At 65.2% G+C, this 22,142-nt stretch carries 12 protein-coding genes, 3 tRNA genes, 3 rRNA genes and 1 pseudogene; 16 read left to right on the forward strand and 3 right to left on the reverse strand.

The genetic code is table 11. From position 1 onward, the window contains the following. Positions 1-331: 331 nt before the first annotated feature. Positions 332-2,146, reverse strand: coding sequence for an ABC-F family ATP-binding cassette domain-containing protein (locus CSW60_RS17565; RefSeq protein ID WP_099538484.1), 1,815 nt, complete (start codon positions 2,144-2,146; stop codon positions 332-334). Positions 2,147-2,345: 199 nt separating this feature from the next. On the opposite strand from CSW60_RS17565, the gene CSW60_RS17570 reads away from it, so the two are divergent. The 3 genes from CSW60_RS17570 to CSW60_RS17580 all read left to right on the forward strand — a co-directional run bounded on the left by CSW60_RS17570 (position 2,346) and on the right by CSW60_RS17580 (position 5,506). Then, the gene (locus CSW60_RS17570) at positions 2,346-4,262 is read left to right on the forward strand and encodes an ATP-binding protein (protein WP_161495658.1); all 1,917 of its coding nucleotides are present in this window, start codon (positions 2,346-2,348) and stop codon (positions 4,260-4,262) included. Positions 4,263-4,365: 103 nt separating this feature from the next. Continuing rightward, positions 4,366-5,019: a rhomboid family intramembrane serine protease gene (locus CSW60_RS17575; protein WP_099538486.1), complete on the forward strand. Its 654-nt coding sequence runs from the start codon at positions 4,366-4,368 to the stop codon at positions 5,017-5,019. A gap of 55 nt (positions 5,020-5,074) precedes the next feature. Beyond that, positions 5,075-5,506, forward strand: coding sequence for a CBS domain-containing protein (locus CSW60_RS17580; protein ID WP_013078241.1), 432 nt, complete (start codon positions 5,075-5,077; stop codon positions 5,504-5,506). 49 nt (positions 5,507-5,555) lie between these two features. Here CSW60_RS17580 and CSW60_RS17585 read toward each other — a convergent pair whose 3' ends face one another. After that, the gene (locus CSW60_RS17585; RefSeq protein ID WP_099538487.1) at positions 5,556-5,987 is read right to left on the reverse strand and encodes an Rrf2 family transcriptional regulator; all 432 of its coding nucleotides are present in this window, start codon (positions 5,985-5,987) and stop codon (positions 5,556-5,558) included. A gap of 912 nt (positions 5,988-6,899) precedes the next feature. On the opposite strand from CSW60_RS17585, the gene CSW60_RS17595 reads away from it, so the two are divergent. The 8 genes and pseudogenes from CSW60_RS17595 (at position 6,900) to CSW60_RS24135 (ending at position 12,993) form a co-directional block, all read left to right on the forward strand. Beyond that, a 16S ribosomal RNA gene (locus CSW60_RS17595) occupies positions 6,900-8,383 on the forward strand. Positions 8,384-8,555: 172 nt separating this feature from the next. Beyond that, positions 8,556-8,632, forward strand: a tRNA-Ile gene (locus tag CSW60_RS17600). A 63-nt stretch (positions 8,633-8,695) separates the two neighbouring features. Further along, a tRNA-Ala gene (locus CSW60_RS17605) sits at positions 8,696-8,771 on the forward strand. Between the two features lie 295 nt (positions 8,772-9,066). Further along, positions 9,067-11,852 (forward strand): 23S ribosomal RNA (locus CSW60_RS17610). 104 nt (positions 11,853-11,956) lie between these two features. Next, a 5S ribosomal RNA gene (rrf, locus tag CSW60_RS17615) occupies positions 11,957-12,071 on the forward strand. Together the 16S, 23S and 5S rRNA genes with 3 tRNA genes alongside form the textbook arrangement of a ribosomal RNA operon. 61 nt (positions 12,072-12,132) lie before the next feature. After that, positions 12,133-12,209, forward strand: a tRNA-Met gene (locus CSW60_RS17620). 256 nt (positions 12,210-12,465) lie between these two features. Next, a pseudogene (locus tag CSW60_RS24130) lies at positions 12,466-12,669 on the forward strand (cold-shock protein); the annotation flags it as partial. Positions 12,670-12,798: 129 nt separating this feature from the next. After that, a complete protein-coding gene (locus CSW60_RS24135) occupies positions 12,799-12,993 on the forward strand; it encodes a cold-shock protein (protein ID WP_035017693.1) in 195 nt (64 codons plus the stop codon). A 111-nt stretch (positions 12,994-13,104) separates the two neighbouring features. Here the strand turns inward: CSW60_RS24135 and CSW60_RS17630 are convergent, their stop codons facing one another. Next, positions 13,105-15,393, reverse strand: coding sequence for an NADP-dependent malic enzyme (locus CSW60_RS17630; RefSeq protein ID WP_099538488.1), 2,289 nt, complete (start codon positions 15,391-15,393; stop codon positions 13,105-13,107). 316 nt (positions 15,394-15,709) lie between these two features. Here CSW60_RS17630 and uraH point away from each other — a divergent pair, with 316 nt between their 5' ends. Genes uraH through guaD form a run of 5 tightly spaced genes read left to right on the forward strand, consistent with a single transcriptional unit; the run spans position 15,710 to position 22,117 of the window. Continuing rightward, positions 15,710-16,057 carry a hydroxyisourate hydrolase gene (gene uraH, locus CSW60_RS17635; RefSeq protein ID WP_099538489.1) on the forward strand — a complete coding sequence of 116 codons (348 nt, stop codon included), beginning with the start codon at positions 15,710-15,712 and terminating at the stop codon, positions 16,055-16,057. Continuing rightward, positions 16,057-17,499: a xanthine dehydrogenase small subunit gene (xdhA, locus tag CSW60_RS17640; RefSeq protein WP_099538490.1), complete on the forward strand. Its 1,443-nt coding sequence runs from the start codon at positions 16,057-16,059 to the stop codon at positions 17,497-17,499. The genes uraH and xdhA overlap by 1 nt, the downstream gene beginning before the upstream one ends. Then, positions 17,492-19,825 carry a xanthine dehydrogenase molybdopterin binding subunit gene (xdhB, locus tag CSW60_RS17645; RefSeq protein WP_099538491.1) on the forward strand — a complete coding sequence of 778 codons (2,334 nt, stop codon included), beginning with the start codon at positions 17,492-17,494 and terminating at the stop codon, positions 19,823-19,825. Before xdhA ends, xdhB begins: the two co-directional genes overlap by 8 nt. Further along, a complete protein-coding gene (gene xdhC / locus CSW60_RS17650; protein ID WP_099539172.1) occupies positions 19,815-20,825 on the forward strand; it encodes a xanthine dehydrogenase accessory protein XdhC in 1,011 nt (336 codons plus the stop codon). The genes xdhB and xdhC overlap by 11 nt, the downstream gene beginning before the upstream one ends. Further along, a complete protein-coding gene (gene guaD / locus CSW60_RS17655; protein WP_099538492.1) occupies positions 20,822-22,117 on the forward strand; it encodes a guanine deaminase in 1,296 nt (431 codons plus the stop codon). The genes xdhC and guaD overlap by 4 nt, the downstream gene beginning before the upstream one ends. Positions 22,118-22,142: the final 25 nt, after the last annotated feature.

Below are 22,142 nucleotides of genomic sequence, written 5' to 3' on the forward strand. Positions count from 1 at the left end.
TCCCCCAAAACCGCCGCGACTTGGCGGCAATGTCCGACCACGTCCAACCCGCGTCGCGCGAGCCCGACGTTCGCCGTCCTCCCCGTTCGAGGGGATGGCGACGCGACCATTCAATACGCCTGCTGGACGAGGGGTTGCTTGCTTATCGAGGGATGTGTCGTTTGGCCGCAGGACGCCTCCGCGGCCGCCACTTCCTGACGATATCGTCCCCGTCCCGCCCGTGTAATGGGTCCCGGCGACAATGCATGCCGCAGGGCGCAATTCAAGAGGGCTATAGTCGTATCAGGTCGTGGGGGAGAGTGGTTAAGACGTCGCGCAGCAATATACGGGATCAGCCTGCCGCCAGGCTCTCTTTTTTCTCTTCGAGTTCCAGCCAGTCCATCTCGGCTTGTTCAAGATCGGCGCGCGCCTTGTCGAGAGCCTTCATGGTTTTATCGAATGTCGCCGGATCACGGCTGTAGAGATTGGGGTCCGCCAGCGTCTCCTCAAGCTTGGCGATGATCGCCGGACTCTTGGCGATCAGGGCTTCGCATTCCTCCAGACGCCTCTGGTCCTTGTATGAAAGCTTCACGCTCTTTTTCGGAGGGGGCGGCGCGGCGGGCGCGGCCTTGGGCGCGGGGGTGGAAATCGGTTTGCGGACGGCGCTGAAGAAGCCGGGGTTCTGGTCCATCAGGTCGGTCCAGCCGCCGGGCGTCTCGACGATCTTGCCCCGGCCGTCCAGCGCGATGGTTGAGGTCGCCAGACGATCGATGAAGTCGCGGTCGTGACTGACGAGGATGAGGGTTCCCTCGAAATCGGCCAGCAGGTCCTCCAGCAGGTCCAGCGTGTCCATGTCGAGGTCGTTGGTGGGCTCATCGAGCACCATCAGGTTGGTCGGATTGGCCAGGGCCCGGGCCAGCAGCAGGCGGTTGCGCTCGCCGCCCGACAGGCTGGTCACGGGCTGGCGAAGCTGGGCGTCTGTGAACAGGAACTCCTTGGCGTAGCCCGCGACGTGCTTGGACTGGCCGCGCACCACGATGGAGTCGCCGCCGCCCGGCGTCAGGAAGTCCCAGACAGTGATCTTGTCCGACAACGCCATGCGCGCCTGGTCGATGTACGAGACCTCCAGATTGGCGCCCAGCTGCACCGAGCCCGCATCCAAGGGCAGTTCGCCCAGCAGCAGCTTGACCAGGGTGGTCTTGCCCGCGCCGTTCGGCCCGACCAGAGCCACGCGGTCGCCGCGAAGGATGCGGGTCGAGAAGTTCTCGACGATGGTCCGCTCGCCAAAGCGCTTGGTGACGCCCTTGGCCTCGACCACCCGCTTGCCCGAAATCCCGGCGGACTCGACGGCCATGGTCATGGTCCCGCGCTGGTCGCTCTGGCGGTCCTTCTTCTCATTGCGCAAAGCCAGCAGCGCGCGGCGTCGGCCTTCGTTGCGGGCCCGGCGGCCCTGGACGCCGCGCGCCAGCCAGGCGTTCTCGCGCTCCAGAACCTTGTCCAGCCGCCGGGCCTCTTCCGCCTCGGCCGCCATAACGCTGTCCGCCCAGGCTTCGAACTCGGCGAAGCCCTTGTCCAAGCGGCGGATCTTGCGGTGCTCCAGCCAGAAGCACCGCTCGGTCACGCGGTTCAGGAAGGCGCGGTCGTGGCTGACGATCAGCACGGCGCACTTCGAGGCGGCCAGTTCCTCTTCCAGCGTCTGGATCGCGAAGATGTCGAGGTGGTTGGTCGGCTCGTCCAACAGCAGCACGTCCGGCTGCTCGGCGAAGGCGCGGGCGAGCGCCGCGCGGCGGGTCTCGCCGCCGGACAGGCCCTTGGCCGACTTGTCCGGATCAAGACCAAAGTCCGTCAGAGCGGCCTGGGCCTCGTAATCCTGCGCGCCGCCGGCGGTGGCGTAGTCCAGCAGGGTCTCGCCGGTGATCTCCGGCTCCTGGCCGACATAGACGACCTTGGCGCCGGGCTGGACCGAGCGCTCGCCGCTGTCGGCCTCGACGCCCTCGGCGGCCAGGATCTTCAGCAGGGTCGACTTGCCCGCGCCATTGCGGCCGACGAGACAGGCGCGCACGCGCGGCTCCAGCGCCAGGTCGACGCCGTCGAACAGCGGCTTGGCGCCGTCGGCGAGACGGACGTCCTTGAGGGCGAGTACGGGCGCGCGGGTCGGAGAAGCCATGGTCGTCACGGATATGGAGCGGGAGGATCGCGAACGCGAGGCCCTATCCCAGCCGCGCTCCGGAGGGAACGACAAATCGCGGCCCGTCGGCCAGGCGGGACCGGCGGCCTCCTCGCGAGGTGCGACAAATTCCCCCGTTAATGGGACGCGGAACGGGGTTTTGCTAAGAGTTGACGTAGGTGAAGCGGAACGACTTATCTTGAAGTCTAGCGTCGAAAGCATCGTGGCTTCGGAAGTTCAGGCGTCACTCGCCCTGGACTTCGACGCCTTGCATCGACCCGTCTGGGTTTTCGACGACGTCCGCAAGCGCACCCTGTATGCGAACCGCGCGGCGCTGGAGCTGTGGCGCGCGCCGTCCCTCGAGGCCCTACGCTCCCGCGATTTCTCCGCCTCATCCCCCGCTGTTCGCGCTCGGATGAGTGATCTGGCCGCGCGGCTTGAGAGCGGCGGCGCGGTCGAAGAGCGCTGGACCTTCTATCCCAATGGCGCCGCGGTCACCGTCAATACGATGATCTCGCGGATCGTTCTGCCGGATGGCGGAGCGGCCATTCTTTGCGAAGGCGTGCGGCTGCGGCCCGAGGCCGAGGAGCAGCGGGCGATCGAGGCCCTGCGCCACACCAGCGCGCTGGTGACGCTTTATGACGCCGGAGGGCGCCGCCTGTTTGGCAATCCCGCGGCCCTGGCCGCCTATCCGGCGCGCGACGCGCGCTTCGCCGATATCTTCGCCGACGCCGAGGCGGGCGACATTCTCTGGAAGGCCCTCCTGGACACCGACGTGATCGAGGGCGGCTACCAGGTGACCACGGCCGGCGGCCCGCGCTGGCACAGCCTCACGATCCGCCGAACGCCCGATCCGATGACCGGCGAGCCCTGCGTCCTGGTCAACGAGACCGACATTACCGAGGAGGTGGAGGCCCAAGCCGCCCTCGCCGACGCGCGCGAGCGGGCCGAGGCGGCGGCCGCGGCGCGGCAAGCCTTCCTGGCCAATATGAGCCATGAGCTGCGGACGCCGCTGACCAGTATTCTCGGCTTCGCCGATCTGATGGCGGACACGCGCCTGGATGACGATCAGAAGCGCCACCTGTCCCGGATCCGCGACGCCGGCGCCATGCTGCTCGAGACGCTGAACGCCATCCTCGACTTCTCGAAGCTGGAGGCGGGCGGCGTCGATCTGGAGCGCAAGCCGTTCGATCTGCCGGACCTGGCCAGGCGCGCGGCGGGCATGTTCGAAGCTGCCGCCCTGGCCAAAGGGCTCGCCCTGACGGTCCGCATCGATCCCGACTGCCCTCAGTGGCTCGAGGGCGATCCCGAGCGGCTGCGCCATGTGCTGGTCAACTTCCTCGGCAACGCGGTGAAGTTCACCCAGGTCGGCGGGATCACCCTGGCGGTGGAGCGCCGGCCCACGGCCGCGCCGGGCGTCGAGCGGCTTGAGCTCTCGGTTTCGGACACCGGCGTCGGCATTCCGGCGGCGATGCTGGACCAGGTCTTCGACCGCTTCGCCCAGGCTGGCCCCGACGTGTCTCGCCGGTTCGGCGGCACGGGGCTGGGCCTGGCGATCAGCAAGGAGATCATCGCGCTGATGGGCGGCCGCATCGGCGTCGATAGCGTCGCGGGAGAGGGCGCGCGCTTCTGGTGCGTGGTGGACCTTCCCGTGGCGGCGGCGCCCGCGATAGTCCCGGAGGCGGCGACGTCGGCGTCGGAGCGTCCTCTTCTGCTGCTGGTCGCCGACGACAACGAGGCCAATCGCGAGCTGATCGGGACACTGGTCCGCGCGATGGGCCATCAGGTCGAGACCGTCGCCGACGGCGTCGCTGCGGTCGAGGCGGTGCGCGCCGGCGTCTACGATCTCGTGCTGATGGACGCGCACATGCCCCGCATGGACGGCCTGGCCGCCGCGCGCGCGATCCGCGGTCTTGAGGGCGAGGCGGCCTCGACGCCGATCATCGCCCTGACCGCCAACGTCCTGCCCGATCAGATCGCCCTCTATCGGGCCAACGGCATGGACGATCATGTCGGCAAGCCGATCGACGCCCGCGCGCTGCTGGCGAAGGTCGCGAGCTGGGGCGCGCGGCGCTCCGGCGAGGTTCGATCACGGTTAGGCGGTGGTCAGACCTGATCAAGCCGCGCCGTCCTTGCTTTGTGCCGGCGCCGGAGCTCACTAGATAAGTCTTGAGGACGCGGGCCGCGATTCCGTCGCCCGGTCCAGGATTTGAGTAGCGATGGCGCGTGAACGTCCAGAACCGATCTTCAACGCGCCCTGGCCAGCCTTGCTGGCCGCCGCCTCGATCCTGGTCCCGACCGCGTTCCTGATGAAGGCGGACGAGCCGACGATCCTGTCGCTGGCCCTGGTTCCCAAGGACTTCTGGGCGGGCCATTGGACGGGCGTCGTCACCATGATGTTCGTGCATGGCGGCTGGCTTCACGCCTTCATGAATTCGGCCTTCGCCATCGCCTTCGGCGCGCCGGTGGCCCGCCTGTTGGGAACGGGCGCGCGGGGCGGGGCGGTCTTCTGGCTCTTCTATCTGGCCTGCGGGATCGTCTCGGGCCTGGGCTATGCGATGTTGCACCCGGAGGGCGCGGGGCCGGTGGTCGGCGCCTCGGGCGCGGTGTCGGGCCTGATGGGCGCCGCGGCCCGCACGATGGACGGCCGAGGGGGCCTTGGCCCGATGTTCGGCCCGCAGGTGCTGTCGATGGGCCTGGGCTGGCTGGTGGTCAATCTCGTCATGGCCGTCGCGGGCGGCCTGCTGACCGGGGGAGGGGCGGGCGTCGCCTGGGAGGCCCACCTGATCGGCTTCGCCGCCGGCGTGGTGCTGATCGGTCCCTTCACGGCCTGGGGTGAGCCCGCCGATCCCGCGCCGCGCGATCCCCATTGATCCCGAAGCCTGTTTGCGAGACCCTCGTTCCATAAAGAACAAGGGAGGTAGCTCAGTGCTGATTTCTCAAATCCTCAAGGACAAGGGTGATTTGGTGTTCACGGCCTCCCCGCAGGAGACCGTCGGCGCCGCGGCCGCCCTTCTGCATACCCGGCGCGTCGGCGCCATGGTGGTGGTCGACGAGACCGAGGCGGTGGTCGGCATCCTGTCGGAGCGCGACATCGTCCGGGTGATCGCCAAGGAAGGGGCCGCTGCCCTGACCAAGCCGATCTCCAGCTGCATGAGCGCCAAGGTGATCTTCGCCGAACCTCACGAGACGGTCGACGCCCTGCTGGAGCGGATGACCGACCGCCGGATCCGCCACCTGCCGGTGGTCAAGGGCGGGCGCCTGGCGGGGATCATCTCGATCGGCGACCTCGTGAAGCACAAGATCAACGAGGCCCTGGCCGAGGCCGACGGTCTGAAGGCCTATATCGCCGCCGGCTGACGCCGAGCGCTCTATAGGCGTTCTTATAGTAAGAGAGAGGGCTGTAGCCTCAGCCCTCGATCATCTCCGCGCCGACGCCCTGGGCGGCGTCGGCCAGGCTATAGCCCTCGAGGACGGCGGCCGTGGCGTCGCGCGCCTTCAGCAGAGCCTCGCGCAGGGCGCAGGTGGCGACGTCGCGACAGTCTTCGCAGCGCCGGAAGGCCGTGCGGCTGACGCAGGGGGTCAGGGCCAGGGGGCCGTCGACCAGGCGGATGACCTCGGCGAAGCTGATCTGATCCGGCGCGCGTCCCAGGATGTAGCCGCCAAACTTGCCGCGTCGGCTGATCACCAGGCCTTCGCGCGATAGCGACAGCAGGATCGCTTCCAGGAACTTGCGCGGCGCGTCGGCGCGCTCGGCCAGTTCGCCGGCCGTGACCTGCCCGTTCTCGCGGGCCAGTTCGATCATCGCGCGCAGGGCGTAGCGCGCCTTCTGGGACAACATGGACGCCGGTGACCTTGTTCAAGCGCGCTGACACGCGTCTCTTAGAGAGCGCTCAGCCTTCTGAGCGACGCATCGTCGCGACGCAAGCCTCGCGTGACGTCGTTCATGCACAGAGGAATGGCCGATCTGGGGATAAGATGGCGATTTCAGGCTTGCCGGGCCGGGGAGGCGCCTCTAGAAGCCGCCCCTCGCTTCGGGGCCGCGGTCGTCGGACGAAACCTTGGCCCTTCGGGGGCTTGCGTTTCGGAAGGCAGATCGCTAAGTTCCGCAGCCTCAATCGAATCTCTCCCACGTCTTGGCGCTCCTCACGGCGCGCTTCGGGTGGCTTTTGCTTTCTAAAGTGGCTTCGGCCGCAAGTAGAGAAAAAGAAAAAGAGGCGGTTGACCCGGGAATTCGGTTTCGCTAGAAGCCGCACTCCCTGAAATACCAAGGCTTCCGCAAGGTTGCTGAAGTATTTCGCTCCAGAAGAGCTTCTCTTTCTTTTGAAAAAGATGCTTGACTGGCTCCGGTGACTTCTTTAGAAGCTGCCGGCTCCGCCGAAAGTCCTCCGGACTGGCTGGCGGAAAAAGTCGGAGAGTTTCTTCCAGAAACGATTTGACACGGAAAACGAGGTTGGATAGATAGCCGCCTCCGCCGACACCGGGCGCTAAACGGTGGGGCCGCTGAGGCGGTTCGGGTCTTTGACATTGTTGATTTGGAAAGAGAAACGCAGGCGGCGGCGCTCTGGCGGTTCACTCTACGGAGTGGATCATTTGGCGCTGACGTAATGCGGTCTCTTGAAGACACCATTTATACGCCGGTCGGTTCTTCGGAGCTGGTCGGAGTGTGATGGGAACTCGTCAAGATACTATGCAAACCAGAACGCGGACTGAGGTTTTCCCCTCGGTCTAAATACTGGAGTCAATGTCAACTCAACCTGAGAGTTTGATCCTGGCTCAGAGCGAACGCTGGCGGCAGGCCTAACACATGCAAGTCGAACGGATCCTTCGGGATTAGTGGCGGACGGGTGAGTAACACGTGGGAACGTGCCCTTTGGTTCGGAACAACTCAGGGAAACTTGAGCTAATACCGGATGTGCCCTTCGGGGGAAAGATTTATCGCCATTGGAGCGGCCCGCGTCTGATTAGCTAGTTGGTGGGGTAAAGGCCCACCAAGGCGACGATCAGTAGCTGGTCTGAGAGGATGATCAGCCACATTGGGACTGAGACACGGCCCAAACTCCTACGGGAGGCAGCAGTGGGGAATCTTGCGCAATGGGCGAAAGCCTGACGCAGCCATGCCGCGTGAATGATGAAGGTCTTAGGATTGTAAAATTCTTTCACCGGGGACGATAATGACGGTACCCGGAGAAGAAGCCCCGGCTAACTTCGTGCCAGCAGCCGCGGTAATACGAAGGGGGCTAGCGTTGCTCGGAATTACTGGGCGTAAAGGGAGCGTAGGCGGACTGTTTAGTCAGAGGTGAAAGCCCAGGGCTCAACCTTGGAATTGCCTTTGATACTGGCAGTCTTGAGTACGGAAGAGGTATGTGGAACTCCGAGTGTAGAGGTGAAATTCGTAGATATTCGGAAGAACACCAGTGGCGAAGGCGACATACTGGTCCGTTACTGACGCTGAGGCTCGAAAGCGTGGGGAGCAAACAGGATTAGATACCCTGGTAGTCCACGCCGTAAACGATGAGTGCTAGTTGTCGGCATGCATGCATGTCGGTGACGCAGCTAACGCATTAAGCACTCCGCCTGGGGAGTACGGTCGCAAGATTAAAACTCAAAGGAATTGACGGGGGCCCGCACAAGCGGTGGAGCATGTGGTTTAATTCGAAGCAACGCGCAGAACCTTACCACCTTTTGACATGCCTGGACCGCCACAGAGATGTGGTTTTCCCTTCGGGGACTGGGACACAGGTGCTGCATGGCTGTCGTCAGCTCGTGTCGTGAGATGTTGGGTTAAGTCCCGCAACGAGCGCAACCCTCGTGATTAGTTGCCATCAGGTTTGGCTGGGCACTCTAATCATACTGCCGGAGTTAATCCGGAGGAAGGCGGGGATGACGTCAAGTCCTCATGGCCCTTACAAGGTGGGCTACACACGTGCTACAATGGCGACTACAGAGGGCTGCAATCCCGCGAGGGGGAGCCAATCCCTAAAAGTCGTCTCAGTTCGGATTGTTCTCTGCAACTCGAGAGCATGAAGTTGGAATCGCTAGTAATCGCGGATCAGCATGCCGCGGTGAATACGTTCCCGGGCCTTGTACACACCGCCCGTCACACCATGGGAGTTGGCTTTACCCGAAGGCGCTGCGCTAACCGCAAGGAGGCAGGCGACCACGGTAGGGTCAGCGACTGGGGTGAAGTCGTAACAAGGTAGCCGTAGGGGAACCTGCGGCTGGATCACCTCCTTTCTAAGGATGCTTCTCCAGCTTCTCACGAAGCTATTGAAGCTCCAGACACGGTGCGCTTGACGCACCACAAAGAGCGGATCGCCGCCGTCTTCGTTTCTCTTTCCACTCACTTTGATCGAACGAGATCAAGGTGCGATCGCGAGCCCGGAGCGGATGCCCCGAAGGCCGTCATAGGCCTGTAGCTCAGGTGGTTAGAGCGTACGCCTGATAAGCGTAAGGTCGGCAGTTCGAGTCTGCCCAGGCCTACCACTCTTCTCCTGAACTTCGGATCACGACCAGCTCTCCTGGCTAACCCAGATCTCTTGAAAGAGAGGGGCCATAGCTCAGTTGGTAGAGCGCCTGCTTTGCAAGCAGGATGTCGTCGGTTCGAATCCGTCTGGCTCCACCATTTTGGTTCGCTGTCCTCGCTACCGCTTCGCTGCTTGAGCGAGGCCAGCTGGTAGGACCGCCGAGATGGCTATCTCGCGATTGGATGACAAGTTTGCAGCAGCGCCTGGCGCTGATGCGAAATGACATTGTGAAGGCAGGGTTCTCCCGCCGACCGCAGCTCACCCCTGGGATGCGGATCCGGTTTAAGGGCGGACTTAAGAAGACATCATTGTCTGACTAAAGGTAGAGCTCATGCTCAGGCCTCCCCGCGCGATGCGGCGAGGGCTGATTTAAGCATGGGTTTTGCTGAGAACGATCAAGCGCATAAGGGCTTCTGACGGATGCCTTGGCATTGAGAGGCGATGAAGGACGTGGCACGCTGCGATAAGAGCCGGGGAGGCGCGAGCACCCTTTGATCCGGCTATCTCCGAATGGGGAAACCCACCTTTATGGTCACCCGACTTTGCTTTGCCTTCGGGCAAGGCGACGATCGGTTGATCAGACAAGGTATAATGACCTGAATACATAGGGTTCATTAAGCAAACCCGGGGAACTGAAACATCTCAGTACCCGGAGGAAAGGACATCAACCGAGACTCCCGTAGTAGTGGCGAGCGAACCGGGACCAGGCCAGTGCTGTCGTGACATAAAGCTGAAGGATCTGGGAAGGTCCGCCATAGTGGGTGATAGCCCCGTAAGCGTCAAATAGCGACAGACTCGAGTAGGGCGGGACACGTGAAATCCTGTCTGAACATGGGGGGACCACCCTCCAAGCCTAAGTACTCCTCAATGACCGATAGCGAACAAGTACCGTGAGGGAAAGGTGAAAAGCACCCCGACAAGGGGAGTGAAACAGAACCTGAAATCGGAAGCCTACAAGCAGTCGGAGCCACCGCGCGTGGTGACGGCGTACCTTTTGTATAATGGGTCAGCGACTTCATGTGCCGTGCAAGCTTAAGCCGTTAGGTGTAGGCGCAGCGAAAGCGAGTCTGAATAGGGCGAATAAGTACGTCGCATGACGACCCGAAACCAGGTGATCTATCCATGAGCAGGTTGAAGGTAAGGTAACACTTACTGGAGGACCGAACCGGTGAATGTTGAAAAATTCTCGGATGACTTGTGGATAGGGGTGAAAGGCCAATCAAACCTGGACATAGCTGGTTCTCCGCGAAAACTATTTAGGTAGTGCCTCGGACGTATTCCTTGGGGGGTAGAGCACTGAATGGATGCGGGCGGCGCGAGCTGTACCAATTCTAATCAAACTCCGAATACCCAAGAGAACTATCCGGGAGACACACGGCGGGTGCTAACGTCCGTCGTGAAAAGGGAAACAACCCTAACCATCATCTAAGGCCCCCAAGTTCTGGCTAAGTGGGAAACGATGTGGGTTTGCTTTGACAACCAGGATGTTGGCTTAGAAGCAGCCATCATTTAAAGAAAGCGTAACAGCTCACTGGTCAAGCGAACCTGCGCGGAAAATGTAACGGGGCTCAAGCCAGACGCCGAAGGTATGGGTGTGCGTAAGCACGCGGTAGCGGAGCGTTCCGTAAGCCGGTGAAGGTGAGGCGTGAGCCTTGCTGGAGGTATCGGAAGTGAGAATGCTGACATGAGTAGCGATAAAGAGGGTGAGAGACCCTCTCGCCGAAAGCCCAAGGGTTCCTGCGTAAAGCTAATCTGCGCAGGGTTAGTCGGCCCCTAAGGCGAGGCCGAAAGGCGTAGTCGATGGGAATCAGGTGAATATTCCTGAACCAGTTGGAAGTGACGGATCTGGTAAATTGTCAGGGCTTATTGGATTGCTCCTGGCAGTGAACAGGTCCCTGGAAATAACTCCAACGGAGACCGTACCCGAAACCGACACAGGTGGGCAGGTAGAGTATACCAAGGCGCTTGAGAGAACTATGCTGAAGGAACTCGGCAAATTGCACGCGTAACTTCGGGATAAGCGTGACTCTTCATTGGGCAACCAGTAAAGAGTGGCACAAGCCAGGGGGTAGCGACTGTTTATCAAAAACACAGGGCTCTGCGAAGCCGCAAGGCGACGTATAGGGTCTGACGCCTGCCCGGTGCCTGAAGGTTAAAAGGAGGGGTGCAAGCTCTGAATTGAAGCCCAGGTAAACGGCGGCCGTAACTATAACGGTCCTAAGGTAGCGAAATTCCTTGTCGGGTAAGTTCCGACCTGCACGAATGGCGTAACGACTTCCCCACTGTCTCCAGCATAGGCTCAGCGAAATTGAATTCCCCGTGAAGATGCGGGGTTCCCGCGGTCAGACGGAAAGACCCTATGAACCTTTACTGCAGCTTCGCCTTGGCGTTAGCAGCAACATGTGTAGGATAGGTGGGAGACTATGAAGCAGGGGCGCCAGTTCCTGTGGAGCCATCCTTGAAATACCACCCTTATTGTTGCTGACGTCTAACCGCGGCCCGTTATCCGGGTCCGGGACATGGCGTGGCGGGCAGTTTGACTGGGGCGGTCGCCTCCCAAAGTGTAACGGAGGCGCGCGATGGTGGGCTCAGACCGGTCGGAAATCGGTCGTCGAGTGCAATGGCATAAGCCCGCCTGACTGCGAGACTGACAAGTCGAGCAGAGACGAAAGTCGGCCATAGTGATCCGGTGGTCCTGCGTGGAAGGGCCATCGCTCAACGAATAAAAGGTACTCTAGGGATAACAGGCTGATTTTGCCCAAGAGTCCATATCGACGGCAAAGTTTGGCACCTCGATGTCGGCTCATCACATCCTGGGGCTGGAGCAGGTCCCAAGGGTTCGGCTGTTCGCCGATTAAAGTGGTACGTGAGCTGGGTTCAGAACGTCGTGAGACAGTTTGGTCCCTATCTGCCGTGGGTGTACGAGACTTGAGAGGATCTGTCCCTAGTACGAGAGGACCGGGATGGACACACCTCTGGTGGACCTGTCATGGCGCCAGCTGTGCAGCAGGGTAGCTAAGTGTGGAATAGATAACCGCTGAAAGCATCTAAGCGGGAAACTAACCTCAAAACAAGGTCTCGCTGAGAGCCGTGGAAGACCACCACGTTGATAGGCCGGGTGTGGAAGTGCGGCGACGCATGGAGCTTACCGGTACTAATAGCTCGATAGGCTTGATCGTTCTTCAGTCAAACCCATGCACAAAGCATGGCTCTACTTCAGACACTGATGTCTTCTTCACAATCATCGCTCCAGCAATGGAGCGACTGATATCCTTTTCGCTGACCTGGTGGCTTTGCCGGGGGTTCCCCACCCGATCCCATTCCGAACTCGGTCGTTAAGTCCCCCTGGGCCAATGGTACTTCGTCTCAAGGCGCGGGAGAGTAGGTCGCCGCCAGGTCCGCCAAAAGGATATCAAACCAAAGTCCACGAACCCTCCCTCACAATACAAAACACCCTGACGCGGGGTGGAGCAGCCCGGTAGCTCGTCAGGCTCATAACCTGAAGGTCACAGGTTCAAATCCTGTCCCCGCACCCAAGGGTCCCCGCCGCAGGGGGCGAATGTCCACCCCGTCCGATTGAGGCCGGGGTTTTTCTATATCCAGGCGCGCAATTTAGAGTGGCATTGGCGCCACGCTCGCCGTCCGATCCGCGACTTTTTCTGGCGATCGCCGCCTTCCAGCCGATTTTCTCCGCTCAAAGCCCATAGCGCGTGGCGCGGTTTTGCGTCATGACTTCCCTTGGAAGGACGCGGGCCGACTATCAGCCCGTCGATTGAGGTGTTTGAGGATAATATGGCGAACGGTGTCGTTAAGTGGTTCAACCCGGCCAAGGGCTTTGGCTTCATTCAGCCCGAGGACGGCGGCCAGGACGTGTTCGTCCATATCGCCGCGGTTGAACGCTCGGGTCTGTCGGGCCTGAACGAAGGTGATCAAGTCGCGTACGAACTGGAAGAAGACCGTCGCTCGGGCAAGACCTCGGCTGGTCAACTGCGCGTGACGGGCCATGGCCCGGCTCCGGCCGGCGGCGGCGCTGGCCGCGGCGGTCCGCGTCCGGCGCGTGGCGGCTTCGACAGCGCCCCGCGCAACAACTTCTCGAGCGGCACCGGCGAGTCCGGCACCGGCGTCGTGAAGTGGTTCAACACGACCAAGGGCTTTGGCTTCATCCAGCCGGACAACGGCGGCGGCGATGTGTTCGTGCACATTTCGGCCGTGGAGCGCGCCGGCCTGCGCGGCCTGAACGAAGGCCAGCAAGTCGGTTACGAGCTTGAACAGGACCGCCGCTCGGGCAAGACCTCGGCCGGCAACCTGCGCATCCTCTAAGGCGCGGAATAGAAAAGGCCGCCCGGACGGACGGCCTTTTCGCAAGACTTTCGAGGGCCCCGCCCGACGTTGACGCGTCGGCCGGGGCCTTTTGTCGTTTCCAGAGGGCGCCTAGCTGGCCGTGCGAGCCCGATCCGCGGCCGCCTGGCTCACCGCCAGGGCGGTAAGGTTGACGATGCCCCGCGCGGTGACGCTGGGGATCAGCACGTGCAGGGGCTTGGCCATGCCCAGCAGCAGCGGGCCGACCAGCAGCGACTCCGTGGCCGCGCTCAGCAGGGTCAGGCCGATATTGGCCGCGTCCAGGGTGGGCATGACCAGCAGGTTGGCCGAACCCTTCAGCGGGCTGTCGGCGACCATGCGATCGCGCAGATGCTGGCTGAGGGCCGCATCGGCGTGCATCTCGCCGTCGACCTCGAGCTCCGGCGCCTGCTCGCGCAGGATAGCCAGGGCCTCGCGCATCTTGCGGGCGGTCGGCGAATTGCTGGCGCCGAACGAGGAGTGCGAGAGCAGGGCCGCCTTGGGCGTCACGCCAAAGCGCCGGACAGCCTCGGCGGCCAACTGGGCGCATTCGGCGATCTGTTCGGCGGTCGGGTCGACATTGACGTGGGTGTCGCAGAAGAACAGCGTGCCGTTGTCGAGGATCAGCGACGACAAGGCGTAGACGCGGCTGACGTTGTCGCGCTTGGGGATGATCGGCAGGGCGTATTTCAGGTGCTGCCACCAGTCGCCGCTGCCGCCGACCAGGGCGGCCTCGACATAGCCCGAAGACAGCAGCATCGAGGCGGCGACGGTGCGCCGGCCCTGGACGCGGCGCTCGGCCGCCGTGGGCGGCACGCCGCGCCGGCCGACCAGCTTCTGGTAGTCGGCGACCAGCGGGCCGAACAGCTCCTTGTCGGCCTGGGGATCGACGATCTCGACCGCGCCGCCGACGTCGAGGCGCAGGCCCATCTCCTGGATCTTGGCCTTGATCACCTCGCGGCGGCCGACCAGAACCGGGGCGGCCAAGCCTTCGTCGACCACCGTCTGGACCGCGCGCAGCACGCGTTCGTCCTCGGCCTCGGCGTAGGCGACCTTGACCGGCGCCTTGCGGGCCCGCTCGAAGACCGGCCGCATCAGCTGGCCCGAGCGATAGACGAAGAGCTCCAGCTCCTGGCGATAGGCGTCGAAATCGGCGATCGGCCGGGTGGCGACGCCGCTGTCCATGGCCGCCTTGGCGACGGCCGGGGCGATCTGCAGGATCAGGCGCGGATCGAAGGGCTTGGGGATGATGTACTGCGGACCAAAGACGGGCGCGGCGCCGCCATAGGCGCTGGCGACGACCTCGGAGGCCTCGGCGCGGGCCAGTTCGGCGATCGCCTCGACGGCGGCGACCTTCATCGCTTCGTTGATCTCGGAGGCGCCGACGTCGAGCGCGCCCCGGAAGATGAACGGGAAGCAGAGGACGTTGTTGACCTGGTTGGCGTAGTCGCTGCGGCCGGTGGCCATGATCGCGTCGGGACGCGCGGCGTAGACCAGTTCGGGCAGGATCTCCGGATCCGGATTGGCCATGGCCAGGATCAGCGGGTTTGGCGCCAGCAGCGGCAGCCACTCTTGTTTGAAGACGCGCGGGGCCGAGAGGCCGAGGAAGATATCGGCGCCGGGCAGCACCTCGGGCAGGGTGCGGGCGTCGGTCGCTCGCGCGTAGCGGGCCATGTTCTCGGGCATGTCCGGCTCACGGCCGGCGTGCACCACGCCCTTGATGTCGGTGAGCGTGACGTTCTCGACCGGCAGGCCCATCGAGACCAGCAAGTCGACGCAAGCCAGGGCGGCGGCGCCGGCGCCCGAGGTCACCAGCTTGACGTCCTTCAGCGTCTTGCCCTGGACGAGCAGGGCGTTGCGGACCGCCGCGGCGCAGACGATGGCGGTGCCGTGCTGGTCGTCGTGGAAGACTGGGATATTCATCCGTTCGCGCAGGGCGCGCTCGATGACGAAGCACTCGGGGGCCTTGATGTCTTCCAGGTTCACGCCGCCGAAGGTCGGCTCCAGCGCCGCCACCACCTCGATGAAGCGATCGGGATCCTTGGCGTCGACCTCGATGTCGAAAACATCGATGCCGGCGAACTTCTTGAAGAGGACGGCCTTGCCCTCCATCACCGGCTTGGAGGCCAGAGGGCCGATGTCGCCCAGGCCCAGCACGGCGGTGCCGTTCGAGATCACCGCGACCAGGTTGCCGCGCGCGGTGTAGTCGCGAGCGGTGTCGGGATTGTCGGCGATCGCCAGGCACGGCGCGGCGACGCCGGGCGAATAGGCGAGGGCGAGGTCGCGCTGGGTGGCCATCCGCTTGGTGGCTTCGATCGCCAGCTTTCCGGGCCGCGGGAGGCGGTGATAGTCCAACGCCGCCTTGCGGAAATCCTCGTCCATCGGTCTTCCTCTAGAAGCTCTGCGCGTTTTCGCGCGGCCCGTCTCGAGCGCGGGCCGTTCATGCGTCTAGCTACCGGGGATGACCGGCTTTTCCAACCCTGTGCGACCGGGGAATGCGCTCATTTGTGATAGCGGTAACATTCGGAGCGTCGCGAGAGAGCTCTCGTAAGTAATAAATCTATTATATAATGCCTGTGCTTCGGGCGCCGTTCGCCGCCTTCGTTGGCGGTTCCGGCGATCGGGCTTCTCGGCTGTCCCGGAACGCTGGACACGGCGGCGAGGGCGGCCGAGCATCGACTCGATCGGAGTACGGACCATGAGCGGACTGACGACCCACATCCTCGACCAGGCGGCCGGCAAGCCGGCGGCGGGCGTCGCGGTGCGGGTCTTTCGGCGCGAAGGCGAGGCCCTGTCGCCGGTCGCCGAGCTCCGCACCGACGCCGATGGACGCGCTCGCCTGATCGAGGGCGAGGACCTGAAGGCCGGCGGCTACCGGCTGGAATTTTCGATCGGCGAGCACTTCAAGGCCTCGGGCCTGCCAGTTTCTGACCCGCCGTTCCTGGACGTGGTGGTGATCGACTTTTCCGTGTCGAACACCGAGCAGCACTGGCACGTGCCGCTGCTGGTCTCGCCTTACGGCTATTCCACCTATCGGGGCAGCTGATGGGCGAGGTGATCCGCTTCCTGCTGGACGGCCAGGTGCAGGAGGTGCGTGGGGCCAATCCCGCCACCACCCTGCTGGAGCACCTGCGCGGCCCGCGGCGTCGCACCGGGACAAAGGAGGGCTGCGCCGAAGGCGACTGCGGCTCGTGCACCGTGCTGGTCGGCGAGGCGGAGGGCGAGGGCGTCGCCTGGCGGGCGGTCAACGCCTGCATCCAGTTCCTGCCCATGCTGCATGGCAAGGCGCTGATGACGGTCGAGAGCCTGGCGAAGGATGAGGCGCTGCATCCGGTCCAGCAGGCCATGGTCGACAAGCATGGCTCGCAATGCGGCTTCTGCACGCCGGGCGTCGTCATGTCGCTGTATGGCCGCGCGGTCGGGGCCAAGGGCGCGGACGCGCCCGTGGGCCAGGTGCTGGCCGGGAATCTGTGCCGCTGCACCGGCTATGGACCGATCATCGAGGTCGCCAAGGGCGTGGCCGCCGAGCCCGCGCCGGCGGTCGACCTGTCGGCCGTGCGCGACGAGACCATGCTGGCGCTGAGCTTCGAGGACGAGGTTCATGGCGTCACCCGGACTTGGCTTTCGCCACGAACGGCGGACGAGCTGGCTGAGGCCTATCTGGCGCATCCCGACGCCACGATCGTCGCCGGGGCGACCGATGTCGGCCTCTGGGTCACCAAGCAGCGGCGGCCGCTGCCGGCCCTGATCAGCGTGTCGGAGGTCGCCGAGCTCAAGGCGATCGAGGAGACGCCCGAAGCCCTGCGCATCGGCGCGGGCGTTCGCTATGTCGACGCGATCGATGCGTTCGCTCGGCTCTATCCGGACCTCGGCGCGATGATGCGACGGCTGGGCTCAACCCAGGTGCGCAACAGCGGCACGATCGGCGGCAACATCGCCAACGGCTCGCCGATCGGCGACATGCCGCCGGCCCTGATCGCGGCCGGCGCGACCCTGGTCCTGCGATGCGGCGAGGCCCGGCGCGAGCTGCCGCTGGAGGCCTTCTTCCTGGAGTACGGCAAGCAGGATCGACGGCCCGGCGAGTTCGTCGAGGCCGTTGTGGTCCCGAAGCTGGCCGAGGAGCGGATCTTCAAGGTCTTCAAGCTGTCCAAGCGCTTCGACCAGGACATATCGGCCGTCTGCGGGGCCTTTTCCCTCGCGGTCGAGGGCGGCGTCGTGCTGGACGCGCGCGTCGCGTTCGGCGGCATGGCCGGGACGCCCAAGCGCGCTTTCGCCTGCGAGGCGGCGCTGGTCGGCCAACCCTGGAGCGAGGCGACGGTCGCGGCGGCGATGGCGGCGCTCGATAGCGACTACGCGCCCATGAGCGACATGCGCGCCTCGGCGACCTACCGCGCCCTCGCGGCGCGCAACATGCTGCGCAAGGCGTATCTGGAGACCGCTTCGCCGGACGTCGAAACGCGTGTCACGCCGGAGAGCGCCCATGGCTGACTCCGGAATCGCTCCCCCGATCACGGCGCCTCGTGGCGTCCATGCGCCGCTGCCGCACGACAGCGCCGAGCGGCACGTGGCCGGCTCGGCCATCTATATCGACGACCTGCCCGAGCCGCCGGGTTTGCTGCATGTCCACCTGGGCATGAGCGCGCGGGCCCACGCCAAGATTCTCAAGCTCGACCTATCCGCCGTGCGCGCCTCGCCCGGCGTCGTGATCGTGCTGAGCGCGCAGGACATTCCGGGCGAGAACGACGTCAGCCCGGTGATCCATGACGACCGTCTGTTTGCTGACGGCGAGGTCGTGCACGTCGGTCAGAGCCTGTTCGCCGTCGCCGCCACCTCGATCGCCGCCGCCCGCGCCGCCGCCGCCAAGGCGATCGTCGCGTATGAGGACCTGCCGACCGCCATCGACATCGCCGCCGCGCGGGCCATGGACCTGAAGATCGAGGCCTCCCAGCGCATGGCGCGGGGCGACGCCCACGCCGCGCTGGCCGCCTCGCCGCGCCGCGTCCAAGGTCGGTTCTCGATGGGCGGCCAGGATCACTTCTACCTGGAGGGGCAGGTCGCCCTGGCCACGCCGCGCGAGGGCGGCGACGTCCACGTCTGGTCCTCGACCCAGCACCCCAGCGAGGTCCAACACCTGATCGCCCGCGTGCTGGGCAAGCCCGACCATGCCGTCACCGTCGAGGTGCGCCGCATGGGCGGGGGCTTTGGCGGCAAGGAGACGCAGGCCTCGCTGTTCGCCGCCGCCGCCGCCCTGGTCGCGGTCAAGACCGGCCGTCCCGCCAAGTGCCGGCCCGACCGCGACGAGGACATGGTCATGACCGGCAAGCGGCATGACTTCGAGGTCGCCTACGACGTCGGCTTCGACGACGAAGGACGCCTGACGGGGCTGTCGCTGGAGCTGGCCTCGCGCTGCGGGGCGACGACCGATCTGTCGATGGCCATCAACGACCGGGCGATGTTCCACGCCGACAACGCCTACTACCTGCCGGCGGTCGAGATCCTGTCGCATCGGTTCAAGACGCACACGGTGTCGAACACCGCCTTCCGGGGCTTTGGCGGCCCGCAGGGGATGCTCGCGATCGAGCGGGTGATGGACGCGGTCGCCGCCGACGTCGGGCTCGACCCGCTGGAGGTGCGCCGCCGCAACCTCTATGGCGGCGAGGGGCGAAATCTCACGCCCTACCATCAGGTGGTCGAGGACAATGTCGCGCCGCAGCTGATCGACGAACTGTCGGCCTCCTGCGATTACGAGGCTCGCCGCCGCGAGATCGAGGCGTTCAATCGGGCGAACCCGGTGCTGAAGAAGGGCATCGCCCTGACGCCCGTGAAGTTCGGCATCTCGTTCACGACGACCCACCTGAACCAGGCCGGGGCGCTGCTGCACCTCTATGCCGACGGCTCGATCATGCTGAACCACGGCGGGACCGAGATGGGGCAGGGGCTGAACACCAAGGTCGCCCAGATCGTCGCCCAGGCCTTCCAGGTCGATGTCGCGCGGGTGAAGATCACTTCGACCGTCACCGACAAGGTGCCCAACACCTCGGCCACGGCGGCCTCGTCGGGCGCGGACCTGAACGGCATGGCGGCGCTGAACGCGGCGGAGACGATCAAGGCGCGGCTCGTGGACTTCGCCGCCGCCAAGTGGAGCGTCGCGCCGGAAGCGGTGGCCTTCACGCCGGACGGCGTGCGGGTGGGCGAGAAGACGTTCGAGTTCGGCTGGTTCGCGCGCCAGGCCTATCTGGCGCGGATCTCGCTGTCGGCGACGGGCTTTTACGCCACGCCGAAAATCCACTACGACCGCGCCACCCATACCGGCCGGCCGTTCTACTATTTTGCCTATGGCGCGGCCTGCAGCGAGGTGCTGATCGACACCCTGACCGGCGAGATGAAGGTGGTCCGCGCCGACATTCTCCATGACGTCGGCAAGTCGCTGAACCCGGCCATCGACCTGGGCCAGATCGAAGGCGGCTTCATCCAGGGCATGGGCTGGCTGACCACCGAGGAGCTGGTCTACGACGCGGAAGGCCGCCTGCGCACCCACGCGCCCTCGACCTACAAGATCCCGACCTGCGGCGACCGTCCGGCGCATCTGGACATCCGCCTGTGGAAGGCCGGCCGCAATGTCGAGGCCACGGTGCATCGCTCCAAGGCGGTCGGCGAGCCGCCATTCATGCTGGCGATCTCGGCGCACTCGGCGATCAATCACGCGGTGGCCAGCGTCGGCGACTACCGGGTGTTCCCGAGCCTCAACGCGCCCGCGACGCCCGAGGCGATCCTGATGGCGTGCGAGGATGTGCGGAGGCGGGCTGATGCGTAACTGGGCCCGCGCCGCGCTCGCGCGTCTCGACGCCCAGGACGAGGCCGCCCTGGTTACCGTCCTCGCCACCGAAGGCTCGGCGCCGCGCGAGGCCGGGACCAAGATGGTCGTCTGGCGAGACGGCCAGGCCGGCACGATCGGCGGCGGCAATCTGGAGTACAGAGTCGCCGACCAGGCGCGACGGATGCTGGATGGAAGCCAGGCGCATTTCGCGATCCAGGACTATCCGCTGGGCCCGCTGCTGGCCCAGTGCTGCGGCGGCCGGGTGCGTCTGTTCCTCGAGCGCCTGAACGACAATAGCCGCGACTGGCTGACCGAGGCGGCCCGGCGCATGGACGCCGCCCAGCCGTTCGAGGTTCGCACCCGCTTCGACCCCGGCGCCCTGGGCAAGACCATCGCGCCGATCCTGGCGACCGCCAGCGACGCCCCGACCGTGACCCTGGCCGGCGCGCCCGCCAGCGCGCGCGGCGCGCGGCCCGAGCTGGGCGACGAGCTGGTCGAGCGCGCCGACGCGCCGCGACCGCCGCTGCTGCTGTTCGGGGCGGGCCACGTGGGCCAGGCGATCGCGCGGGCGTTCGAGCCCCTGCCGTTCCGCCTGTTCTGGTGCGACAGCCGGCCCGAGACCGCCGAGATCCCCGGCGTCACCGTGCTGGAGCCCGCGGAGATGGCGGCCAAGGCCATGGGCGCGCCGCCCGACGCCTACGGCCTCGTCCTCACCCACGACCACGCGCTGGACTACGCCCTGGTCTCGGCGGGCCTGGCGGGCGGCGGCTTCGGCTACTTCGGGGTGATCGGCTCGAAGACCAAGCGCGCCCGGTTCATGAGCCGGTTACGCGATGATGGTTTCTCGGAGGCCGTGCTGACCCGCCTGACCTGTCCGATCGGCCTGCCGGGCCTGAAGAGCAAGGCGCCGGAGGTGATCGCCGTTTCGGTGGCCGCCGACCTCCTGATGCGCCAGGAAGCCGCGCGCGTGCGCAACGACGAAAGTTCCAAGACGTGAAAGCCTATCGTGGGTCGATCCTGCACCTGCTGGACGACCCCACCCAGATCTCGCGCGCGGAGGCGGTCGCCTTCCACGAAGACGGCTTGCTGCTGGTCGAGGACGGCCGCGTGGCCGCCTGCGGCGCCTATGCCGATCTCGCGCCGCGCCTGGGCGATACGCCGGTCGAGGACCTGACTGGCCATCTGATCACGCCGGGCTTCGTCGACACCCACATCCACTTCCCGCAGGTCGACGTGATCGCCGCCCATGGCGCGCAATTGCTGGACTGGCTGGAGCAGCATACCTTCCCGGCCGAGGCGGCTTTCGCGGATCCGAAGCACGCCGCCCAGACCGCGACCTTCTTCCTCGACGAGTTGCTGCGCAACGGCACGACCACGGCCCTGGTGTTCGGCTCGGTGCACAGGGTTTCGGTCGAGGCCCTGTTCGCCGAGGCGCTCTCGCGCGATATGCGGCTGATCGCCGGCAAGACGCTGATGGACCGCAACGCGCCGGAGGGGCTGACCGACACCGTCGAGAGCAGCCGCGCCGACATGGAGGCCCTGATCGCCGACTGGCACGGCAAGGGGCGCCTCGGTTACGCGGTCACGCCGCGCTTCGCGATCAGCTGCAGCGACGAACAGCTGGCCATGGCGGGCGAGGTGCTGGCCGCCCACCCGGGCGTCTGGATGCAGACCCACCTGTCGGAAAACGCCCACGAGATCGCGGAGACGGCGCGGCTGTTCCCGGCCGCCAAGGATTATCTCGACGTCTATGACCGCTTCGGCCTGCTGGGCCAGCGCTCGGTCTTCGCCCACTGCGTCCACCTGCAGGGCGAGGCGTTCCAGCGGATGGCGGCCAAGGGCGGGGCGGTGGCGTTCTGTCCGACCTCGAACCTGTTCCTGGGCTCGGGGCTGTTCCCGCTGAAGGACGCCTGCGCCCACGGCGTGAAGGTCGGCATGGGCACCGATGTCGGGGCCGGCACGACCTTCTCGATCCTCCATACGCTGGGCGAGGCCTACAAGGTGGGCCAGCTGCGCGGCGACGCGCTGGACCCGTTCCACGCCTTCTATCTCGGCACGCTGGGCGGGGCGCGGGCGCTGGATCTGGACGACAAGATCGGCAACCTCGCGCCCGGCAAGGAGGCCGATTTCCTGGTGCTGGACCTGGCGGCCACGCCGCTGATCGCGCGACGGCTGGCGGCGGCCAAGACGCTCGAGGACAAGCTGTTCGCGCTGACGGTGCTGGGCGACGACCGCGTGGTGGCGCGGACCTATCTGGCCGGCGTGGAGCGGTGGCGAAGAGGCGCATAAAGATGCTCCCCCGTAATACGGAGGA

Origin of the sequence: Caulobacter sp. X (assembly GCF_002742635.1) — a bacterium.
Taxonomy (GTDB): domain Bacteria; phylum Pseudomonadota; class Alphaproteobacteria; order Caulobacterales; family Caulobacteraceae; genus Caulobacter.